Annotated in this window: 18 protein-coding genes; 5 read left to right on the top strand and 13 right to left on the bottom strand. The window is 46.7% G+C overall.

The annotated features are described in order from the left end of the window. Positions 1-83: 83 nt before the first annotated feature. Positions 84-1304: an endonuclease Q family protein gene (locus tag ACE04G_RS30895; protein WP_449005409.1), complete on the bottom strand. Its 1221-nt coding sequence runs from the start codon at positions 1302-1304 to the stop codon at positions 84-86. A 2-nt stretch (positions 1305-1306) separates the two neighbouring features. Next, positions 1307-1900 carry an NUDIX domain-containing protein gene (locus ACE04G_RS30890; RefSeq protein ID WP_051447058.1) on the bottom strand — a complete coding sequence of 198 codons (594 nt, stop codon included), beginning with the start codon at positions 1898-1900 and terminating at the stop codon, positions 1307-1309. 122 nt (positions 1901-2022) lie between these two features. On the opposite strand from ACE04G_RS30890, the gene ACE04G_RS30885 reads away from it, so the two are divergent. Next, on the top strand, positions 2023-2157 hold the full coding sequence (locus ACE04G_RS30885; RefSeq protein ID WP_091028853.1) for a Z-ring formation inhibitor MciZ: 135 nt from the start codon (positions 2023-2025) through the stop codon (positions 2155-2157). A 161-nt stretch (positions 2158-2318) separates the two neighbouring features. On the opposite strand, the gene ACE04G_RS30880 is transcribed toward ACE04G_RS30885, so the two are convergent. After that, a complete protein-coding gene (locus ACE04G_RS30880) occupies positions 2319-3452 on the bottom strand; it encodes a tripeptidase T (RefSeq protein ID WP_449005408.1) in 1134 nt (377 codons plus the stop codon). 266 nt (positions 3453-3718) lie between these two features. Between ACE04G_RS30880 and prli42 the strand changes: the two genes are divergently transcribed. Then, positions 3719-3820, top strand: a complete 102-nt coding sequence (gene prli42, locus ACE04G_RS30875) for a stressosome-associated protein Prli42 (protein WP_017687624.1) — start codon at positions 3719-3721, stop codon at positions 3818-3820. A gap of 26 nt (positions 3821-3846) precedes the next feature. On the opposite strand, the gene lipB is transcribed toward prli42, so the two are convergent. The 5 genes from lipB to lpdA form a co-directional block, all read right to left on the bottom strand. Further along, positions 3847-4554 carry a lipoyl(octanoyl) transferase LipB gene (gene lipB, locus ACE04G_RS30870; protein ID WP_036607873.1) on the bottom strand — a complete coding sequence of 236 codons (708 nt, stop codon included), beginning with the start codon at positions 4552-4554 and terminating at the stop codon, positions 3847-3849. A gap of 111 nt (positions 4555-4665) precedes the next feature. Next, positions 4666-6117, bottom strand: coding sequence for a dihydrolipoamide acetyltransferase family protein (locus ACE04G_RS30865; protein ID WP_449005407.1), 1452 nt, complete (start codon positions 6115-6117; stop codon positions 4666-4668). Between the two features lie 46 nt (positions 6118-6163). After that, positions 6164-7150, bottom strand: a complete 987-nt coding sequence (locus ACE04G_RS30860) for an alpha-ketoacid dehydrogenase subunit beta (protein ID WP_017687621.1) — start codon at positions 7148-7150, stop codon at positions 6164-6166. 2 nt (positions 7151-7152) lie between these two features. After that, entirely contained in the window at positions 7153-8181 is a 1029-nt protein-coding gene (locus tag ACE04G_RS30855) for a thiamine pyrophosphate-dependent dehydrogenase E1 component subunit alpha (RefSeq protein WP_017687620.1), read from the bottom strand. A gap of 139 nt (positions 8182-8320) precedes the next feature. Further along, complete coding sequence (gene lpdA, locus ACE04G_RS30850) at positions 8321-9745, bottom strand: dihydrolipoyl dehydrogenase (RefSeq protein ID WP_449005406.1); 1425 nt, start codon at positions 9743-9745, stop codon at positions 8321-8323. 224 nt (positions 9746-9969) lie between these two features. Between lpdA and ACE04G_RS30845 the strand changes: the two genes are divergently transcribed. Together ACE04G_RS30845 and ACE04G_RS30840 are read left to right on the top strand one after the other, a co-directional pair. Beyond that, positions 9970-10287: a DUF2627 domain-containing protein gene (locus ACE04G_RS30845; RefSeq protein ID WP_278294295.1), complete on the top strand. Its 318-nt coding sequence runs from the start codon at positions 9970-9972 to the stop codon at positions 10285-10287. Positions 10288-10350: 63 nt separating this feature from the next. Next, complete coding sequence (locus tag ACE04G_RS30840) at positions 10351-10698, top strand: potassium channel family protein (protein WP_339177600.1); 348 nt, start codon at positions 10351-10353, stop codon at positions 10696-10698. An 8-nt stretch (positions 10699-10706) separates the two neighbouring features. Here ACE04G_RS30840 and ACE04G_RS30835 read toward each other — a convergent pair whose 3' ends face one another. Next, positions 10707-10919, bottom strand: a complete 213-nt coding sequence (locus ACE04G_RS30835; RefSeq protein WP_237174563.1) for a hypothetical protein — start codon at positions 10917-10919, stop codon at positions 10707-10709. Between the two features lie 176 nt (positions 10920-11095). On the opposite strand from ACE04G_RS30835, the gene ACE04G_RS30830 reads away from it, so the two are divergent. After that, entirely contained in the window at positions 11096-11695 is a 600-nt protein-coding gene (locus ACE04G_RS30830; RefSeq protein WP_062835251.1) for a thymidine kinase, read from the top strand. A gap of 124 nt (positions 11696-11819) precedes the next feature. Here the strand turns inward: ACE04G_RS30830 and ACE04G_RS30825 are convergent, their stop codons facing one another. The 4 genes from ACE04G_RS30825 to ACE04G_RS30810 all read right to left on the bottom strand — a co-directional run bounded on the left by ACE04G_RS30825 (position 11820) and on the right by ACE04G_RS30810 (position 16856). Further along, on the bottom strand, positions 11820-12296 hold the full coding sequence (locus tag ACE04G_RS30825; protein ID WP_017687614.1) for a hypothetical protein: 477 nt from the start codon (positions 12294-12296) through the stop codon (positions 11820-11822). Between the two features lie 534 nt (positions 12297-12830). Next, complete coding sequence (locus ACE04G_RS30820) at positions 12831-13481, bottom strand: hypothetical protein (protein WP_237174561.1); 651 nt, start codon at positions 13479-13481, stop codon at positions 12831-12833. Positions 13482-13688: 207 nt separating this feature from the next. Continuing rightward, complete coding sequence (locus ACE04G_RS30815; protein ID WP_253438770.1) at positions 13689-14726, bottom strand: NAD(P)/FAD-dependent oxidoreductase; 1038 nt, start codon at positions 14724-14726, stop codon at positions 13689-13691. A gap of 156 nt (positions 14727-14882) precedes the next feature. Next, the gene (locus tag ACE04G_RS30810; RefSeq protein ID WP_449005405.1) at positions 14883-16856 is read right to left on the bottom strand and encodes an AraC family transcriptional regulator; all 1974 of its coding nucleotides are present in this window, start codon (positions 16854-16856) and stop codon (positions 14883-14885) included. Positions 16857-17026 lie beyond the last annotated feature (170 nt).

The raw sequence follows: 17026 nt of genomic DNA, 5'->3' as shown, positions 1-17026 counted from the left end.
ATGCACCTGTATGACTTCTTGTCCAGATTGGACCTCTGTAAAGCAAAAGCTATATGAGTTGAACTACAAAATTTTTACACGGGTCACTCCGTAGCTCTTTGCTGAACAGCAACTTTACCGTAAGTGCCGCCACCTCCGGAGGACAGCTCCAGTTGTCCGTTCCGTGCAGCCACAATCAGGCCAGCCAGCACAGGTCCAACAACCGCAGCAAGCTCTTCCTCACGCGTGCGATGAAGTACGTTCATTTCTGTACCAAAATGGTCCAGTAGCTGGCGCAGTTTGGCTTTGCCAAGTCCCGGGATGAACTCCAGTGGCACCTGATAATGGTAGGCCGGTCTGTTTGCAGGAACATGAGGACTCTCTCGATCAGAGATTGCCAGAATGCGATCCAGAACCCCCTGAACCAGCTTCAGACTGCCACAGTGCGGACAACGCTCTGCTGACATCTCCTGTTCGTTCATTATGCTGCCACATGCGGCACAGTAAGTACGGTGGTATTTGCCCAGCCTTGGATTCAGTCCATAATTGGCCGCAATTTTCCTGCTGGCTTCTCCTTGAAGTGCCATGCGGAATTCATCAAAAGAAGGGGAAGCAACATGCAGTTCGTTATACTCCCGTCCAATCTTACCGAGTGAATGAGCATCCGAATTGGTCAGAAAAGGTACATGATCCAACTCCCGAATATAACTGGCCATGGATGAATCAGAGCTTAACCCCAACTCGACAGCATCCACGAGATGGGTATCCAGTACATCGCCCATACGGGGCGCAGTACTGCCATAGATGCCTTTATGCGGTGTAAATACATGTGCAGGCACAATAAGCCCACCACGTGCCTTAATCTCAGCTTGCATCTCTAGAGCGGGCACGTACACCCGCTGAGAACTGAGATTCACATTTTTCATATAACGTTTCATCCAGTCCGTGAAGGACTTCATCGTTTTCAGATCACGGAAGTACGCCAGCATATGGAACTCACGCATTCCAGGCTCGCGCAGCTCAATCTCTGTACCCAGCAGAATGGTGGTGTCCTGATAGGCAATGCCGCCGCCCTCAATCTCGGACATGGTACCACTCTCCAGCAATTGCTCGATATCCAACTGTACAACCGGAGAATGACAATCAATAACACCAAGCAAATGAATTCCTTTGCGATCCGATGCTTCCCGAGCAATATTCTCAAATGTCAGATCGCGACTGCCACTGATTTTCACGGCCTCACCGCGAGAGGTTCGTCCGATGTGAATATGCAGGTCTGTATAACAGGGCTCCCACGTCGTGGACATTTCCAGTTGGTCTTGCATGCCTAGAACCGTCCTGTCGTTCTGTAGAGGTCCCACGCGTATACAGCCATCATCGTTTTGGCATCACTAATCCGATTCTCATCCATGAGAGCGTAGGCTTCCTCCAGAGTTATTTCGGCAACTTCAAGGAATTCATCTTCGTCCAGCGCCATGTCCCCTGCTTCCAACTCTTCAGCGATGTAAAGATGAATGATCTCATCTGCGAACCCCGGTGACGTGTAGAACGAACGCAAATGACGCAACGACTTGGCCACATATCCCGTCTCTTCTCGCAATTCACGTGCTGCGGCCACCTCCGGCTCTTCTCCCGGGTCCAGTTTCCCCGCAGGAATCTCCACTTCGGTGCGTCCCATTGCCTGACGATACTGATCCACAACAAGCATGCGATCCCCGTTTAGCGCAAGTACAGCTACAGCACCAGGATGCCGGATAATCTCACGTGTAGCCGTTTGTCCGTTTGGTAGTTTTACCGTATCGACCTGAAGTGAAATCACTTTTCCCTCGAAGATCGGCTTGGTGGATACGGTCACTTCATCCAGCTTTGGATTGGCAGGTTGCGCTGCGTGGATGGATTGGGCAGATTGGTTTGGTTTCATTGGTTCTTCAACTCCATATCGTAGGATTATATATTCGGCTAATGTATATATCTCTGATTTTGGGCATATGGTGAGCGTATAGAATTCTCACAGCAAATATAAACGAATCAGGGGGACTTTCGATGAACAGTTATATGACGCCTCAATCCGTACACGTGGTAGGACAAGCCCGGCAAGTGCAGCTCATACTCAAGCAATGGTTGCGCGAGTGGGGCCCGGATGCCAAATTAGTCGATCTGCTCGCTGGACGCAAATGAATGGGGCATCGATCCCTTCATCCATTGATTCAATTTGACCTTAAATTAACGAGTCTTCTCCCTTGAAATATAACATGAATTCACAAAAAGTCCGAATCCGATACAGATAGACCGGGTTCGGACTTTTGTCTAACAACATGTGAGGTAACATGTGCTCTATATTATTTCTTGTCAGCTGCCGTTTCCTGAATAATAGCCACGACCACTTGGGATAACTTCACAATGTCTTCGGCACGAATACGTTCTTTGGTTGTATGGATATCCTCATACCCTACCGCCAGATTCACTGTTGGAATGTCGAATCCGTTAAAGATATTGGCATCACTGCCGCCACCGGAAGCAAACGTACTTGTCTCCAGCCCAATACTGCGGATGGCACGCTGTGCAAGCTGCACAACTTCGTGTTCATCATGGAAACCAAATGCAGGGTAAAGGATCTCACTTCTGAATTCAGCTGTTGCACCGTATTTGCGACATGTCGTTTCCAACGCGTCACGCATCTGTGCAACCTGCAATTCAACTTTCTCCTGCACAATACTGCGAGCTTCCGCTTCAAGCTGTACAAAGTCACATACCACGTTGAGTGCTGATCCACCCTGGAATTTGCCAATGTTTGCTGTTGTCTCATCATCAATTCTGCCCAGTGTCATCGCTGCAATTGCTTTTGCGGCAACCTGAATGGCGCTGATCCCGTCTTCCGGATTCACACCCGCATGGGCAGACTTACCATAGATGCTCATTTGAATTTCAGCTCTCGCTGGTGCAGCAACACAGATCGTACCTACAGCTCCATTAGAATCCAGCGCATAACCGAACTCGGCATCGATATCCTTTGGATTCATCGCACGTGCGCCCACCAAGCCAGACTCTTCGCCGACCGTAATGACAAATTGAATTTTGCCATGCGGAATGTTGTTTTCCTGGATCACACGAATCGCTTCGAACAATGCCGCAATCCCTGCTTTGTCATCTGCTCCCAGTATCGTTGTTCCATCACTGCGGATCCAGCCATCTTCACCCAGTTCAGGCTTGATTCCCTGTCCCGGCGTCACGGTGTCCATATGACATGTGAAAAAGATCGGTGCAACCCCTTCAGTTCCTTCCGCTTCCCAGGTAATGACGAGGTTTCCGGCGCCATGTCCGGTTTGCTCCATGGTATCATCCTCATAGACATGAAGACCGAGATCTGTAAACTGTTCTTTTAACACCTTCGAGATGTTCTGTTCATTTTTCGTTTCACTATCAATCTGCACCAGTTCCATGAACTGATCGATAACACGTTGTTGTTTAATCATAGGACTTTCCTCCCTCTCGTAGATACGGTACAATACAATTACTATGGCTTGTTTATTTTATGAGGTTGTTCAAAAAGTCTACTTTTGATTACGAAGGATGCCTGGCGGCATCATCAGCATCGAATATGGAATTCAGCCGAAATGTCCGTTGCTCACGTAGTTTTCCCTACGCTCCGCTACTCCATTTCTAGCTTCATCCCATCTTCTTGGTACTGAAAACCAGTCTTTTTGAACATACACTTTATGTTGAAAGGAGTTCTCTCATCATGCAAAAAAAGAAATGGTTCAAAATCATCATCTATCTCATGCTGATCGCCATGATCGGGTCCACCCTTTTCATAGCTCTCGAACCGTTGCTGTTCGGATAGCAACCTAAAGTCTTTCGACGATCTGTTTACAGACGTTGAAGGGCTTCTTTTTCCGTGACCCAATTAATCTGATATGGAAAAATACGATTAAAGTACGGAACAATTTCCTGCGCTACCTGCTCCACTGCATAGGACTTACCCGTTATATCCTCCAGTGAGGTAACACCATACTGCTCTATCCCACAAGGAACAATCCCCTGAAAACCTGCATGTTGAATGCCTGAGCTGATGTTAAAAGCAAACCCGTGACTGGTTACAAAACCTCGGCGGTGTTTGCAACGATTAAACTTGATTCCAATTGCAGCGATCTTCATATCGCCAATCCACACACCTGTGTAACCCTCTTTGCGTCCGGCTTCAATGCCCTGGTCTGCGAGATAATCCATAAGTACCTGCTCAAGTTTCCGTAAATAGCCGTGCAGATCCAGGTCTTCATCCCGACCAAGAATCAATAACGGGTAACCTACCAACTGGCCCGGGCCATGATAAGTAATATCACCGCCACGGTCAATTTGAAACAAGGAAATCCCTTGCTCTCGCAACTCTTCCGGACTGAGAAGTAGATGCTCCGGATGATTCTGTGAGCCGATCGTATACGTTGGGGGATGCTGTAAAAGAAGCATCTGCTCCGCTCCCTCGCCCTCGTCCAATCGCTGCACAATCGCTTTCTGGCGGTTCCAAGCCTCTTCATAATCAAGCATTGGTATGTATGCAACATCCAGCGGCTTGCTCATGATTCCCCACACCCTTCTGCTTCAGGTTCAATGTACTATTGAGCACTTGTCCGTAGACAGCAGGAAAAGTGCACGGCCTCCGGCACATACACTTTCCCGACAACTATTTACTTAATACACCTTGGTCTCCATGGTATATCCTTCAAGGTTTTCTTTGACACGTTGCAAGAAACGTCCGCTAATTACACCATCCAGGATTCGGTGATCCAGCGACAGACACAGGTTAGCCATCGAGCGAACAGCGATCATATCATTAATAACCACTGGTTTCTTGACAATCGATTCGAATGTAAGAATCGCTGCCTGCGGATAGTTAATGATTGGCTGGGACAGGATCGAACCAAATGAACCTGTGTTGTTCACCGTGAACGTACCCCCTTGCATATGGTCCAGCTTCAACGTACCTTCACGTGTTTTGCGAGCCAGTTCATCCACTTCACGGGCCAGACCTGCAATATTTCGCTGATCGGCATGTTTGATTACGGGTGTCAGGACGGAATCTTCGGTTCCTACTGCCATGGACAAGTTAATGTCCCGTTTGACGATAATTTTGTCCACTGCCCATACCGAGTTCATGATTGGGAAGTCTTTGATCGCATTAACGACTCCCTTCATCATGAAGGACAGGTATGTCAGGTTGATACCTTCCTTACGCTTGAACTCATCCTTGAGTTTATTGCGCAGCATCACAAGGTTTGTTACGTCCACTTCGATCATTGTCCATGCATGCGGGATTTCCGATACGCTTTGACGCATATTCCGGGCAATGGCATTACGCACAGGGGTAACATCGATGAAATACTCCGATCTTCCCTGGCCGCCACCCTCTACTTCGATCTGTGGAATTTTCGGACTTTCGGTTAGATGAATGCCTGAATGTCTCACAGGAACACCTGCATCGGACGCTGAGATCGCTTCTCCAGCGGTTAAACCCATTTCTCCATTTCCACGATTCACTCCGCTGAATGGAGAAGCAGACGGCACACCAGAAGGTGTATGCTGTACTGCTGCAGATGATGCTTGTGCAGACGCAGACGTTCCAGCCGTGTTACCTCCCTGTGCAACAAATGCCAGCACATCTTTGCGGGTAATACGACCACCGGCCCCAGTGCCTTGGATGCTTTGCAAGTTCAAGCCATGCTCTGCTGCCAAGGATTGCACTGCCGGGGAATACCGATTGCGCATCGGCTGGTTGGGGTCATGTGCTGCTGTATTTGAGGCGGCAACAGGAGTGTGGCTGACATGTTGCTGCACTTGCTCCTGTTGCTGCGATACTTGTGTTACTTGCTCAGCCGCTTCTTCGTCAGAAGCTGCGACCTGCATGCGGCAGATTGCTTCACCAACAGCAATCGTTGTGCCCTCTTCCACCAAAAGGTCACCCATAATTCCATCCACAGTGGATGGAATCTCGGCATTAACTTTATCAGTGATTACTTCACAGATCGGCTCGTACTGTTCCACACGGTCGCCCGGTTTTTTCAACCATTTGCCTATGGTAGCCGAGACCAGCGATTCCGCCAATTGCGGCATAATGACCTCGATCCATTTCATACGTTCAGCCATTTGATTATCACTCCAAACTTTACTTTTAAACGATCCAAAAACGAAATTAAAACTCGGCAAGTGTACGCATTGCTGCTTTGGCTTTGTCCTTGCTCAACATGTAGAATTTCTCCAATGTTGGGCTAATTGGCATGGCCGGAACGTCAGGTCCGCAGAGACGCTGAATCGGTGCATCCAGTTCAAATAGACATTCCTCACTAATAATCGCGGCAACTTCGGCACCTACACCACCGGTTTTGTTATCTTCGTGTACAATCAGCACCTTACCTGTCAGACGAGCGGAAGCAATAATCGCTTCTCGATCCAACGGTTGCAATGTGCGAAGATCCAGAACGTGTGCAGTAATGCCTTCTTCACGCTCCAGCTCCTCAGCAGCCTGCATGACAAAATGCAGCGGCTGACTGTAACCGATCACCGTAATATCCGCACCCTCACGAAGTACGTTGGCTTTACCAATCGGAACGATGTAATCATCTTCAGGCACATCTTCCTTGATAAGTTTGTAGCATTTTTTATTTTCAAAAAAGAGTACCGGGTCCGGGTCGCGAATAGCGGCCTTGAGCAGTCCCTTAGCATCGTATGCCGAGTAGGGAGCTATAATTTTCAGACCAGGTGTACCAAAGAATATCGACTCCGGACATTGGGAGTGATACAACCCACCGAAGATTCCGCCACCAATCGGCGCGCGTATAACAATCGGACAGCTCCAGTCATTGTTGGAACGATAGCGGATCTTGGCCGCTTCACTAATGATCTGGTTGGTTGCCGGTAGCATGAAGTCCGAATATTGCATCTCGGCAATCGGCTTCATGCCATACATTGCTGCACCAATGGCAACCCCTGCAATAGCGGATTCAGACAATGGTGTGTCCATCACTCGCATTTCGCCAAACTGATCTTGCAGCCCTTTAGTTGTGGTAAACACACCACCTTTGAGACCTACGTCTTCACCAAGGATAAAAACATTCTCATCCCGTTCCATCTCTTCTTTCATCGCGAGACGGATTGCATCAATATATTCCATCACTGCCATACTTACCGTCCCCCTTCTTCGCTGTCCGCATAAACGTGCGTAAGAGTGTCCTCAGGTTTAGGATATGGCGCGTTGTCTGCATATTCAGTTGCTTCTTTCATTTCCAGCGCAAGCTGGGAAGCCAGATCCGCATCCCGGGCTTCGTCCCAGATGCCGCAATCGATCAAGTAGTTCTTCATCCGAGGAACGCCATCTTTCTTCCAGTTCTCCTCAACTTCCTCTTTGGTCCGGTAAGCCAGATCATTGTCGGAGGTGGAATGAGGTGACAACCGATACATCATCGCTTCAATCAGTGTCGGGCCTTCCCCGGCTATGGCACGGCGACGCGCTTCCTTCACTGCGGCATATACTTCTAATGCATCGTTACCATCTACACGCAGTCCGGGGAACCCGTATCCTTGTGCTCGATCGGATATTTTGCCGCTCAACTGTTTGTGAATCGGTACCGAAATTGCATATTGATTGTTCTCACACATAATAATGACAGGCAATTTATGCACACCTGCAAAGTTGGCGCCCTCGTGGAAGTCACCCTGATTGCTTGATCCTTCGCCAAACGTAACAAAAGAAACAAATTCTTGCTTCTTCATTTTGGCAGCCAGCGCAAATCCAACAGCGTGCGGAACCTGTGTTGTAACCGGGCTGGAACCCGTCACAATCCGCAGCTTTTTGTGACCGAAGTGACCCGGCATTTGCCGACCGCCACTATTCGGATCTTCCGCCTTCGCAAAAGCAGAAAGCATCAACTCACGCGGAGTCATGCCTACCGCCAGTACAAAGCCGTAATCGCGGTAATAAGGTAAATAATAATCGTGATCCCGATCCAGACCAAATGCAGCGCCTACTTGCGCAGCTTCCTGACCTACACCGGATACGTGAAAGTTAATTTTGCCAGCCCGTTGCAAGAGCAAGCAACGCTCGTCAAACTTGCGCGCGAGCAGCATGTATTTGTACATATCCAATACTTCACCATCGCTAAGTCCCAGCTGTTGATGCCGGTGGACCGCGTCTGCAGTACCTTGTGAACTCATATGAGGTACCTCCTTTTAATCAGAGCCTGTGCCATACTTACTACCCGATCTTATAACCTGGTACTAAGACTTGGCTTAACCTTATTATAATCCCTTTTACCCAAAAAAGGAAAGGACCTTTCTCATAAGCTTGTTTGGCTTACATCCCAATGGCCTTTCCATCGACCACCAGCATGGCTTCACCCATGATTTCCGACAGAGAAGGGTGCGGATGGATGGTTTGTCCGACTTCCCAAGGTGTGGCATCAAGCGTCTGAGCCAGAGAAGCCTCAGCGATTAATTCCGTTACATGGGTGCCAATCATATGTACCCCCAATATATCATTCGTCTTGGCATCTGCGATCACCTTCACGAATCCATCCCGACTTCCGTGAATAAGCGATTTGCCAATGGCCGAAAATGGGAACTTGCCTGTTTTAATGTCATAGCCACGTTCTTTGGCTTCACGCTCGGTGAATCCGATGCTGGCTGCTTCCGGACGTGTGTACACACAGCGCGGGATACGGTGGGATTCTACGGCATGTACCGTTTCGCCCGCCAGATGATCAACAGCGAGAATGCCTTCATGACTTGCGGCATGTGCAAGCTGCAAACCGCCGATGCAGTCACCAATGGCGTAGATGTGACCTTCACCGGTCTGTAACTGTTTGTTCACAGCGATGAACCCACGCTCCAGTTTGATATCTGTATTTTCGAGTCCGATATTTTCGACATTAGCCTGACGTCCAACCGACACGAGCATTTTCTCCGCTCTCAGCGTTTCCTGCTTATCTTCACCAAGCTGCACATCAATCTGGATGCCCTCTTGATCCGCGTTATATGTTTCGGTTAGAACGGTGGCACCTGTCAGGAAACGAACACCTCGTTTGCCGAGCAATCGCTGCATTTCTCTGGCAACATCCTCATCCTCGGCAGGCAACACGTGAGCAGCTGCTTCTACGACTGTGATATCTACGCCAAAGTCATTCAGCATGGATGCCCACTCCAGTCCAATCACACCCCCACCGACAATAATGAGAGATGCAGGAAGTTCATCCATACGCAGGGCTTCGTCGCTGCTCATTATGAATTTTCCGTCCGGTTCCAGGCCCGGCAACACACGAGGACGTGAACCAGTGGCAATAATGAGATTGGTCGGAACAACCGTATCCATCTCGCCATCTTCAAACTCCACAGCGACTGCTCCGCTCTGCGGTGAGAAGATGGATGGTCCGATGACGCGACCTTTCGCGTGTAGAACCTGGATTTTATTTTTTTTCATCAAATACTGAACGCCCTGATGGAGCTGTTCGACAATTGCATCCTTGCGCGCCTGTACTTTGGGAAATACAAGTGTAGCTCCAGCTGTCTCGATACCATACGTCTCGCTCTCCTGGATCTCGGCGTATACTTCGGCACTTTTCAACAAAGCTTTACTCGGAATACAGCCACGATGCAGACAGGTACCGCCAAGCTTGTCCTTCTCAATGATAACGACCTGTTTTCCCAGCTGTGCAGCCCGGATCGCGGCTACATATCCACCCGTCCCTCCTCCAAGAATGGCAACATCACATGTAATTGGCATCTCTCATGCTCTCCTCTATGAATCAAATTTCAATATAATTTATGATGGCTTGAATCATGGTTTGGCTTATACCCTCTATATGCCATTGTACTCTCCTTGAGCGGTCAACTCAAAGTTTGAAGCAATCACACATGGACAGCCTATGCATTCCAAGCTATGATGGAATCAGGTATGATCTGTAAGCGTAACCTTTATTTAATGTCGACTTTGGCAGAAAGGGTATAATGCTCATGAATACAAGATTGGTCTTTGCGCGATTTTTGGCAATTGTTGTTCTGGTCATCCCCGGTTTAATGGCAATGAAGGGTTTTCTGATGATGAAAGATGCCCTGTTCCTATATTATGCCGAACACGGGAACGAACTGATTTCACCAGGGTTCCAGTGGCTTTCCTTTGGCGGTGGACTTGTCCTTTTTGCCGCAGGTATGAGTTTTCTGGGAGGCTGGATCCTGTTCCGTGACCGCAAGCGTAATTATGTAGGTCCCCGTTTCCGGTCCAAAAATGTACCCGAAAAAGCAGAGACGCCCGGAAGGACTCCTTGAGTCCGGGCTTTTTGTGTGTTTATACAACACACCGCCTACTTTACATAGACAGGATGGATCATCATGGTATCATTTCTAATCACGTTACAACGATTGCTCAAAGGCATTTTCCATGCGTTCAAAGACCCCAAGTTTCTGGCTTTGTTCGCCTTAACGGCAGCAACGTTGCTGTCAGGCACTTTGTTTTACACTCGTGTTGAAGGTCTGCACTGGATCGATGCATTATACTTCTGTGCAGTTACCCTGACTACGGTGGGACATCCTGAATTTGTGCCATCCACCGGATTCGGCAAAGCCTTTACCGTGATTTATATGTTTGCCGGCATTGGGCTTACCTTTGCCATGATTGCCAGAATTACAGCAGGTATTCTATTCCCTCGCAAATTAAAGACAGAAGAGGACCCGGAGTAATCTCCGGGTCATTCGTATAAAGCATCCCGCAGTTTGGTAGACATACGTGATTCTTTGGAAGAAGATTTCAAGATCGTTCTACGCAAGGTCAAGTTACTTGCCCGCAGTCTCTCCGCTTCTGCGAACAGTTCTGCAAATAATGCCTGCGCCGCTTCATCCAGAGATCCCTGTTCTTTCAGACTTTCATATTGCACTTGCAGGGATGTTAATGCTTCACTCATACTAAACACCTCTTTTCACAACTCCTGTTAATTAGCTGCCGTAACCAATACCTTAACAATCCATATAGTAACACAAAGCTGCGCAGATTAGTTCTGGCTCTTTCCAAAGATTTTGTGGTACTCTGTAAAGGTCGCTTTTTTTGTTGAATCCCGTATGTGAGAGGAGTAGCAGCACCGTGCAAACAGGACGTATTACCGTAATTACTGGACCCATGTTCAGTGAAAAATCCGGTGAACTCATTCGCCGTTGTCAGAAATTAATACAATTTGGCCGTAAAAAGGTTGTGGCCTACAAACCAGCCGAGGATGATCGGTTTGCCCAGGACGAGATCGTAAGCCGAATTGGTTATCGACTCCCTGCCCATTCCATTCCCCGGCAATTAACCCCGGAATCCGTAGAAATGATCTTGAACCAAACCATAGATGCTGATGTTGTTGCATTTGATGAAGTACAATTTTTCAGCAGTGCCATTATGGAACTTGTCTCGGAGTTAGCGTATTGTGGCAAACATGTCATTGTGGACGGACTTAATATGGATTACCGTGGTAAGGAATTTGGATATGTCGGCGGTTTGCTTGCCATGGCAGATGACATTGAGAAACTCTCGGCTTTCTGTGCGGTATGTGGCAGCCCGGATGCAGCCTTTACGCAACGTATCGTCAATGGGGAGCCTGTTACCTTGGGTCCGGTTGTCATGATTGGCGATTCAGAAGCTTACGAGCCACGCTGTCGTTGCTGCTTCATTCCTCCTCACAAAGTTGAATGCTCATCGTAATTCCTAAAAGCTAAAAGATCTTAGATATCTTCCAAAAAGGCCCCTTGGGGCTTTTTTTGTTATAGAGCAAACATTCGCACAAAAAAGCACCGCTTCGCAGCGATGCTTCCAGGGTCACTTCCCGCTAGTCCCGGGAAACAAAATATTTGTTGGTCATGTAGTAAGCGTCACCACGCGACGTTTCCACCATTCCTTTTTTGGCATCCAAAAATACAATCTCTTTACACTTTGTACAGTACCATTTTGTGCGCTTGTATGGGGATTCCGTCACATAAGCCGTGCCACATTTACAATCAATCTTCATTAATAACTCGGTTGATTTATAAGCACTGGACAAGCGTTCCAGGTTATCCTGCTGCTGTGTAGGCATAATGGTCTGCTGATAATCCGATAAATGATTTTGAACCTTAAAGTCTGCTACCAATCCTGCATTCAATCCAAAAAACTCCTTGCCAATTTCGGTCACGAAGCGCTTCTCATTTCTGTAGCAATCCAGCCACTCAATAATCTGCTTATTAGACAGTGGAACCGTACCCTTGATACCGCTGTTTAAGGTGTAGGTCATGATGTATAAAGTATCGTCTTGTCTACCTGAGTACATTAGAATCCTCCTTCGAATACATTTGCTAATGTACTACAAAAACGCGCATAAATCAAAAAATTCTTATTTCCTGAGCGCATCTCTTCTTATTAAATGGGAAACATTCCTCGTTCATCCGCCAAAGACTTACAAGAACTGCATACACCTGAAACATTTCCCTGTGGTGCCGCATAATGCACGACCGATTTAACGTTTTTCTTGCATATGGAACAGTAGTGCCTCCTTTCCTTTTTTGGGATATAGTCCGATAGCTTAACCACGTTTTTGTTCGGTCGGAATCGTTGTAAGAAGCCCGGCCATTTCATCTCGCTTCACTCTTTCTTGTTCGTCTACTTCGTAGTCATTTTTTTGCTGTGGGCTAAAAATTATCTCGCCTTTTTTTATGTATACGATTCCAAGTTGTGCGTGCCTATCTCATAATCTATTCGACGTTTTGAGCGTTTTTCCTGTTTTTAATCTCTACACGTATAAAAAAAACCGACAGAACCTGCTCTCCTTATTTTCGGAAGAACAGTATTTTAGTCGGTTCCAGCCTTATTTATAAAAAGTTCCCAGAACGTCCAGCTCTGATGAGCGCTCTATTCGAAATGGATAGATATAACCCTGATTCATTCGGGTAAATTTGCGACTCCACAGATCCAGTCCCGATGTGAACTGATAGGCCTGATATATAAACTTGGAGCAGTAATTACGCTCAATACTGCGCAGATTGGTCTGCAAACGGTAGAATTTTACCTGCTTGTAATGGTCATGTACCCACCCGGCTGCTTTCATTCCTGCCTCATTCAATCTGGAGCGGAATACAATGAAACGATCTCCTTCATAAAACCGCGTGAGATACCACTCTAATGAGTCAGCAAATACAGGCCCATAAGGGTGCACATGATACACCTTGCCGTCGAGACCGATAATGCCCATATGCCCGGCATAATATGTCGATTCCGAGCTTGGCGTGTACACAATATCCCCTGGCTCTAGCTTCATTTCGCCCAACACGTTAATTGGCAAGTCCTGATGAAGCCGTTTGGCTGCTGAACGTTCACGCCGCCCTTCAACCAACAAGCGATGAAGGGCACCAGCAAGTGCGAGATATATTTCAGACCATTTGATCTTTTTTTTATCAGATCGTTTGAACCACCGCTGGATGAAGGCGAAACCTCGTTGTGGCTGTGATCCCTTTTTCATACGCTGCACTCCACTCTGTACTAGTTATCAATAACTTGTTGTTATTCTACAGTTTCTCAGGCTTATTATAGACATTTGGTAGTGTATATTCAATTCGGCAACCATTGTATCTGTTGAAATTATGCCTTCTTATTACCCATTTTATGCAAAAAAAGATGACTTCGGGATTAACCCGAAGTCATCTTACTCGTATCCAAATGTATACATTTATTCTTCTACAACACCAAGAGCTTTATTTTTCTCCTTAAAGCGGCTGTTATGGGAAGAAACATAAGCCACTTTTTCTGCTTCAGGGTCCATGTAAAGCTTCGCACTGTTTACCGCTAGGGCTGCATCAGTGAAAGTACCCGCAATCAGGTACAGTTTGCTACCATAATCTACAAAATCACCTGCGGCAAAAACACCAGGAATATTGGTTTGCAATCTCTCCGTTGTAGTGACATGCCATTCGCCAAGATCAAGTCCCCAATCCCGGATTGGACCAAAGTCACTCTTCATGCCGTGGTTTACAATGACAGCATCTACTTCAAGCATTTCAGTTTCACCTGTGTCCACGTGTGAGATGGTCACCTGTTCAATCACATCACCACTCATACTATGCAAGGTCTCTACCGCGTAAGGTGTACGAACATCTACAGAGGATTCTCTCATACGCAGTACATTACGCTCCAACCCGCCAAAGCGGTCACGACGATGCACAACCGTAACTTGCTCTGCCAGGGCTTCCAGTTCATTCGCCCAGTCCACAGCAGAGTCGCCTCCACCTGAGATCAGCACACGTTTACCACGGAATGGCTCCAGTTCCTGCACGGTATAGTGCAGATTGCTAACTTCGTAACGGTCTGCACCTTCAAGCTCCAACTTGGCCATTTTATATATGCCATATCCGATTGCCATAATGACGGTCCGTGTCCAGTGTTGCTCACCTGTTGCAGAAGTTAACAGAATTGTGCCATCAGGTTGACGCTCGAATCCTTCGATCTGTTGTTCAAATACGAGGGTTGGCTCAAAAGTTCTTGCCTGTTCTTCCAATTGTTTGATCAGATCTTCACACAGAATTGGCGTCACACCCCCGACATCCCAGATCATTTTCTCCGGATAAAAGAGCATGCGACCGCCCAATCTGTCACGTGCCTCAATCAACTTGGTCTTCATATCCCGCATGCCGCTATAAAAGGCAGAGTACATGCCCGCAGGGCCACCGCCGATAATGGTTACATCATAAAGTTCCAACTGCTGATTCATATTAAAAATACCTCCGTTAATTCGATCCAGAACATCGAGTATTTGATATCGATTCTCATTATCACTTAAATCCTAGTGTAATGGTAATCTTATCAAAATACAATGGCTAAAAAACAAACATTTCTTGTACAAAAATTCTATGAACACATCTCTTTACTATTGCGCTCTTGGAGCCGCCAACAGCTTTTCAACGACAAAATCAAGTTGTTTATTAATTGAATAGATATCCGAATAATAGAAGAAATCGAAATCAATCTCAATCAGACGACCTTCCTTGATGGCAGGGATACTGCTCCATATTGGATTATCCGTCAAATTATCTGCCCCTTCATATACCGAGCGAAACACATAGTCTCCGATATATTCAGGAAGGACTTCCATGGAGATCGTGGAGCCTGCCGCGTCCGAAACCACGTCGATTTTTTTCTGTACGACTTCAGGTGCTTTCATTCCCAAGTACTCATATACCGCCTGAGATCCACGGCCAAATTGTTTGCTCTCTACAATAACCATACCTTTCAAACCACCCTCCACAATGGAGATTGTTTTGTCCAGTATGCCTGCATCTGCAAGAGTTTTCTTACTCTCTTCAACTTTGTTATTGAGATTGGTGATTAACGTCTCGGCTTCCTGCTCTTTGCCAAAGATACTTGCTATATTATGAAGTCTCTCTTCTGTAGTCAATTTCTCATACGGAATATATACCGTAGGTGCAATATCTTTTAATAACGTATACGTCTCTTCTGAAGGAACAATGATCAGATCCGGATCCAGATCAATGACAGCTTCAGGATTCGGTTCGAACCAGGTACCCAGTGCATTTACACCCTCTAGCTCACTCTTGTATGCAGCCCCGTCATATACATCTGAGGTAGCGATTGGCTTAACTCCAAGTGCGACGACATCCCCCTGGAGATACAATACAACAACCCGTTTTGGATTCGCTGGAACAACTACGTCACCCTTAACCGTCGAGACCGTGCGTGTTTCATTGTCTTTGTTCGTCTGGCTTCCTGTGTCTGATGATACTGCCGTGCTGCTGTTATTGGAACTGGCACCCGTTCCTTCGCCAGCTGCTGGTGTTGTCGCTGTACCTGAAGAGCAGGCTGCGAGGAGCATCGTTATGCTCAATAATGCAACCATAATCATACTGGAACTTGTTTTTCTTCTTTTCATTGGTGTAGACCCTCCGTCTATATATTGATAATGATTCTCATAATCAATATATCCCGACTTCCATCTTCGGCCAATGGACGATTCAGAGATTACCAATGGACGATCCTCTGCTCTCGCTTCTTCTCTTATCTTTCGTTGATACTGAATCGGAGAGATCCCCACATGTTTTTTGAAGATACGACTAAAATAGTACACATCCGAATAACCCACTTCTGCTGCAATTTCACTCAGCGTTGCATCAGATCGTACAAGCAAATTCCGAGCCTTGGCGATTCGAGTCTGAATTAAATAATCAATGGGACTGTAACCCGTCTGTCGTTTGAATTGCATGGATAAATGTCGGGAGCTGTAGTTGAATTGTTCAGCAAGGAAATCAAGCGTGACCTGTTCTCTATAGTGCTTCTGTATATAACGAAGTGTTTGTTTCACCGGGTCAGCAAACTCTGTTTTGATCTCCTGATCTGCCAACTGAACCATCATTTCATGAATGAATTGGTAAAATAAACTTTTTGTATGAAGCAAATCCAGACTGCCAGATTGAATCCATGCACCCTCAAGCTCATCAAGGTAACGTAACAACCCCAGCGGACTACTTGGCGTAAATCCATATTGCAAAGAGAACGGTGCAACTTCCGGCTTTGCCAATAACCACTTTTTACGATAACTGGGGAAGGCAAGGAATGCTCTGTAATAGAGTAGGATATATTCGAAATCTTCGTTGGTTTGGATATCCAGTGAAGATCCTTTGGCCCCATGAAGCATGTAGAACCGCTCTGCCTTGTATGTTTGTCCATCCAACTGCAGCACAGCCGATCCTCTAATCGTATATATAAAACCATTTGCCGGAAGTGTGTAGGAACTTAGTTGTGCCCCTGCCTCCATAACGATTCGACGTATATCCAGAACCTTAACAGCGGCATGATTCCAGCATTTCATCTGTTCATCTAATTGCATTGAATACTCTCCAATCCCAGCCTCACCCGGAACAAAGGCCTTACAAGGTCATCATTCTGCCACACATCCGATAACATATGCGTAGCAGAGGTTCCTAATATACCTTTATTATAAATGATAATAATTTTCATTATCAACTGAAATTTAGAGTGGAATTGAATTTCATCTCG

This window comes from Paenibacillus sp. AGC31, from assembly GCF_057334655.1.
Note: the sequence above shows the minus strand (reverse complement) of the source record. Positions and strands in the feature narration are given on the sequence as shown.

What these genes read in the sequence shown, in the direction of transcription:
- ACE04G_RS30895 (WP_449005409.1), bottom strand. Translation starts at nt 1,304, where the DNA reads ATGCAAGACCAACTGGAAATGTCCACGACGTGGGAGCCCTGTTATACA.
- ACE04G_RS30890 (WP_051447058.1), bottom strand. Translation starts at nt 1,900, where the DNA reads ATGAAACCAAACCAATCTGCCCAATCCATCCACGCAGCGCAACCTGCC.
- ACE04G_RS30885 (WP_091028853.1), top strand. Translation starts at nt 2,023, where the DNA reads ATGAACAGTTATATGACGCCTCAATCCGTACACGTGGTAGGACAAGCC.
- ACE04G_RS30880 (WP_449005408.1), bottom strand. Translation starts at nt 3,452, where the DNA reads ATGATTAAACAACAACGTGTTATCGATCAGTTCATGGAACTGGTGCAG.
- prli42 (WP_017687624.1), top strand. Translation starts at nt 3,719, where the DNA reads ATGCAAAAAAAGAAATGGTTCAAAATCATCATCTATCTCATGCTGATC.
- lipB (WP_036607873.1), bottom strand. Translation starts at nt 4,554, where the DNA reads ATGAGCAAGCCGCTGGATGTTGCATACATACCAATGCTTGATTATGAA.
- ACE04G_RS30865 (WP_449005407.1), bottom strand. Translation starts at nt 6,117, where the DNA reads ATGGCTGAACGTATGAAATGGATCGAGGTCATTATGCCGCAATTGGCG.
- ACE04G_RS30860 (WP_017687621.1), bottom strand. Translation starts at nt 7,150, where the DNA reads ATGGCAGTGATGGAATATATTGATGCAATCCGTCTCGCGATGAAAGAA.
- ACE04G_RS30855 (WP_017687620.1), bottom strand. Translation starts at nt 8,181, where the DNA reads ATGAGTTCACAAGGTACTGCAGACGCGGTCCACCGGCATCAACAGCTG.
- lpdA (WP_449005406.1), bottom strand. Translation starts at nt 9,745, where the DNA reads ATGCCAATTACATGTGATGTTGCCATTCTTGGAGGAGGGACGGGTGGA.
- ACE04G_RS30845 (WP_278294295.1), top strand. Translation starts at nt 9,970, where the DNA reads ATGCTCATGAATACAAGATTGGTCTTTGCGCGATTTTTGGCAATTGTT.
- ACE04G_RS30840 (WP_339177600.1), top strand. Translation starts at nt 10,351, where the DNA reads ATGGTATCATTTCTAATCACGTTACAACGATTGCTCAAAGGCATTTTC.
- ACE04G_RS30835 (WP_237174563.1), bottom strand. Translation starts at nt 10,919, where the DNA reads ATGAGTGAAGCATTAACATCCCTGCAAGTGCAATATGAAAGTCTGAAA.
- ACE04G_RS30825 (WP_017687614.1), bottom strand. Translation starts at nt 12,296, where the DNA reads ATGTACTCAGGTAGACAAGACGATACTTTATACATCATGACCTACACC.
- ACE04G_RS30820 (WP_237174561.1), bottom strand. Translation starts at nt 13,481, where the DNA reads ATGAAAAAGGGATCACAGCCACAACGAGGTTTCGCCTTCATCCAGCGG.
- ACE04G_RS30815 (WP_253438770.1), bottom strand. Translation starts at nt 14,726, where the DNA reads ATGAATCAGCAGTTGGAACTTTATGATGTAACCATTATCGGCGGTGGC.
- ACE04G_RS30810 (WP_449005405.1), bottom strand. Translation starts at nt 16,856, where the DNA reads ATGCAATTAGATGAACAGATGAAATGCTGGAATCATGCCGCTGTTAAG.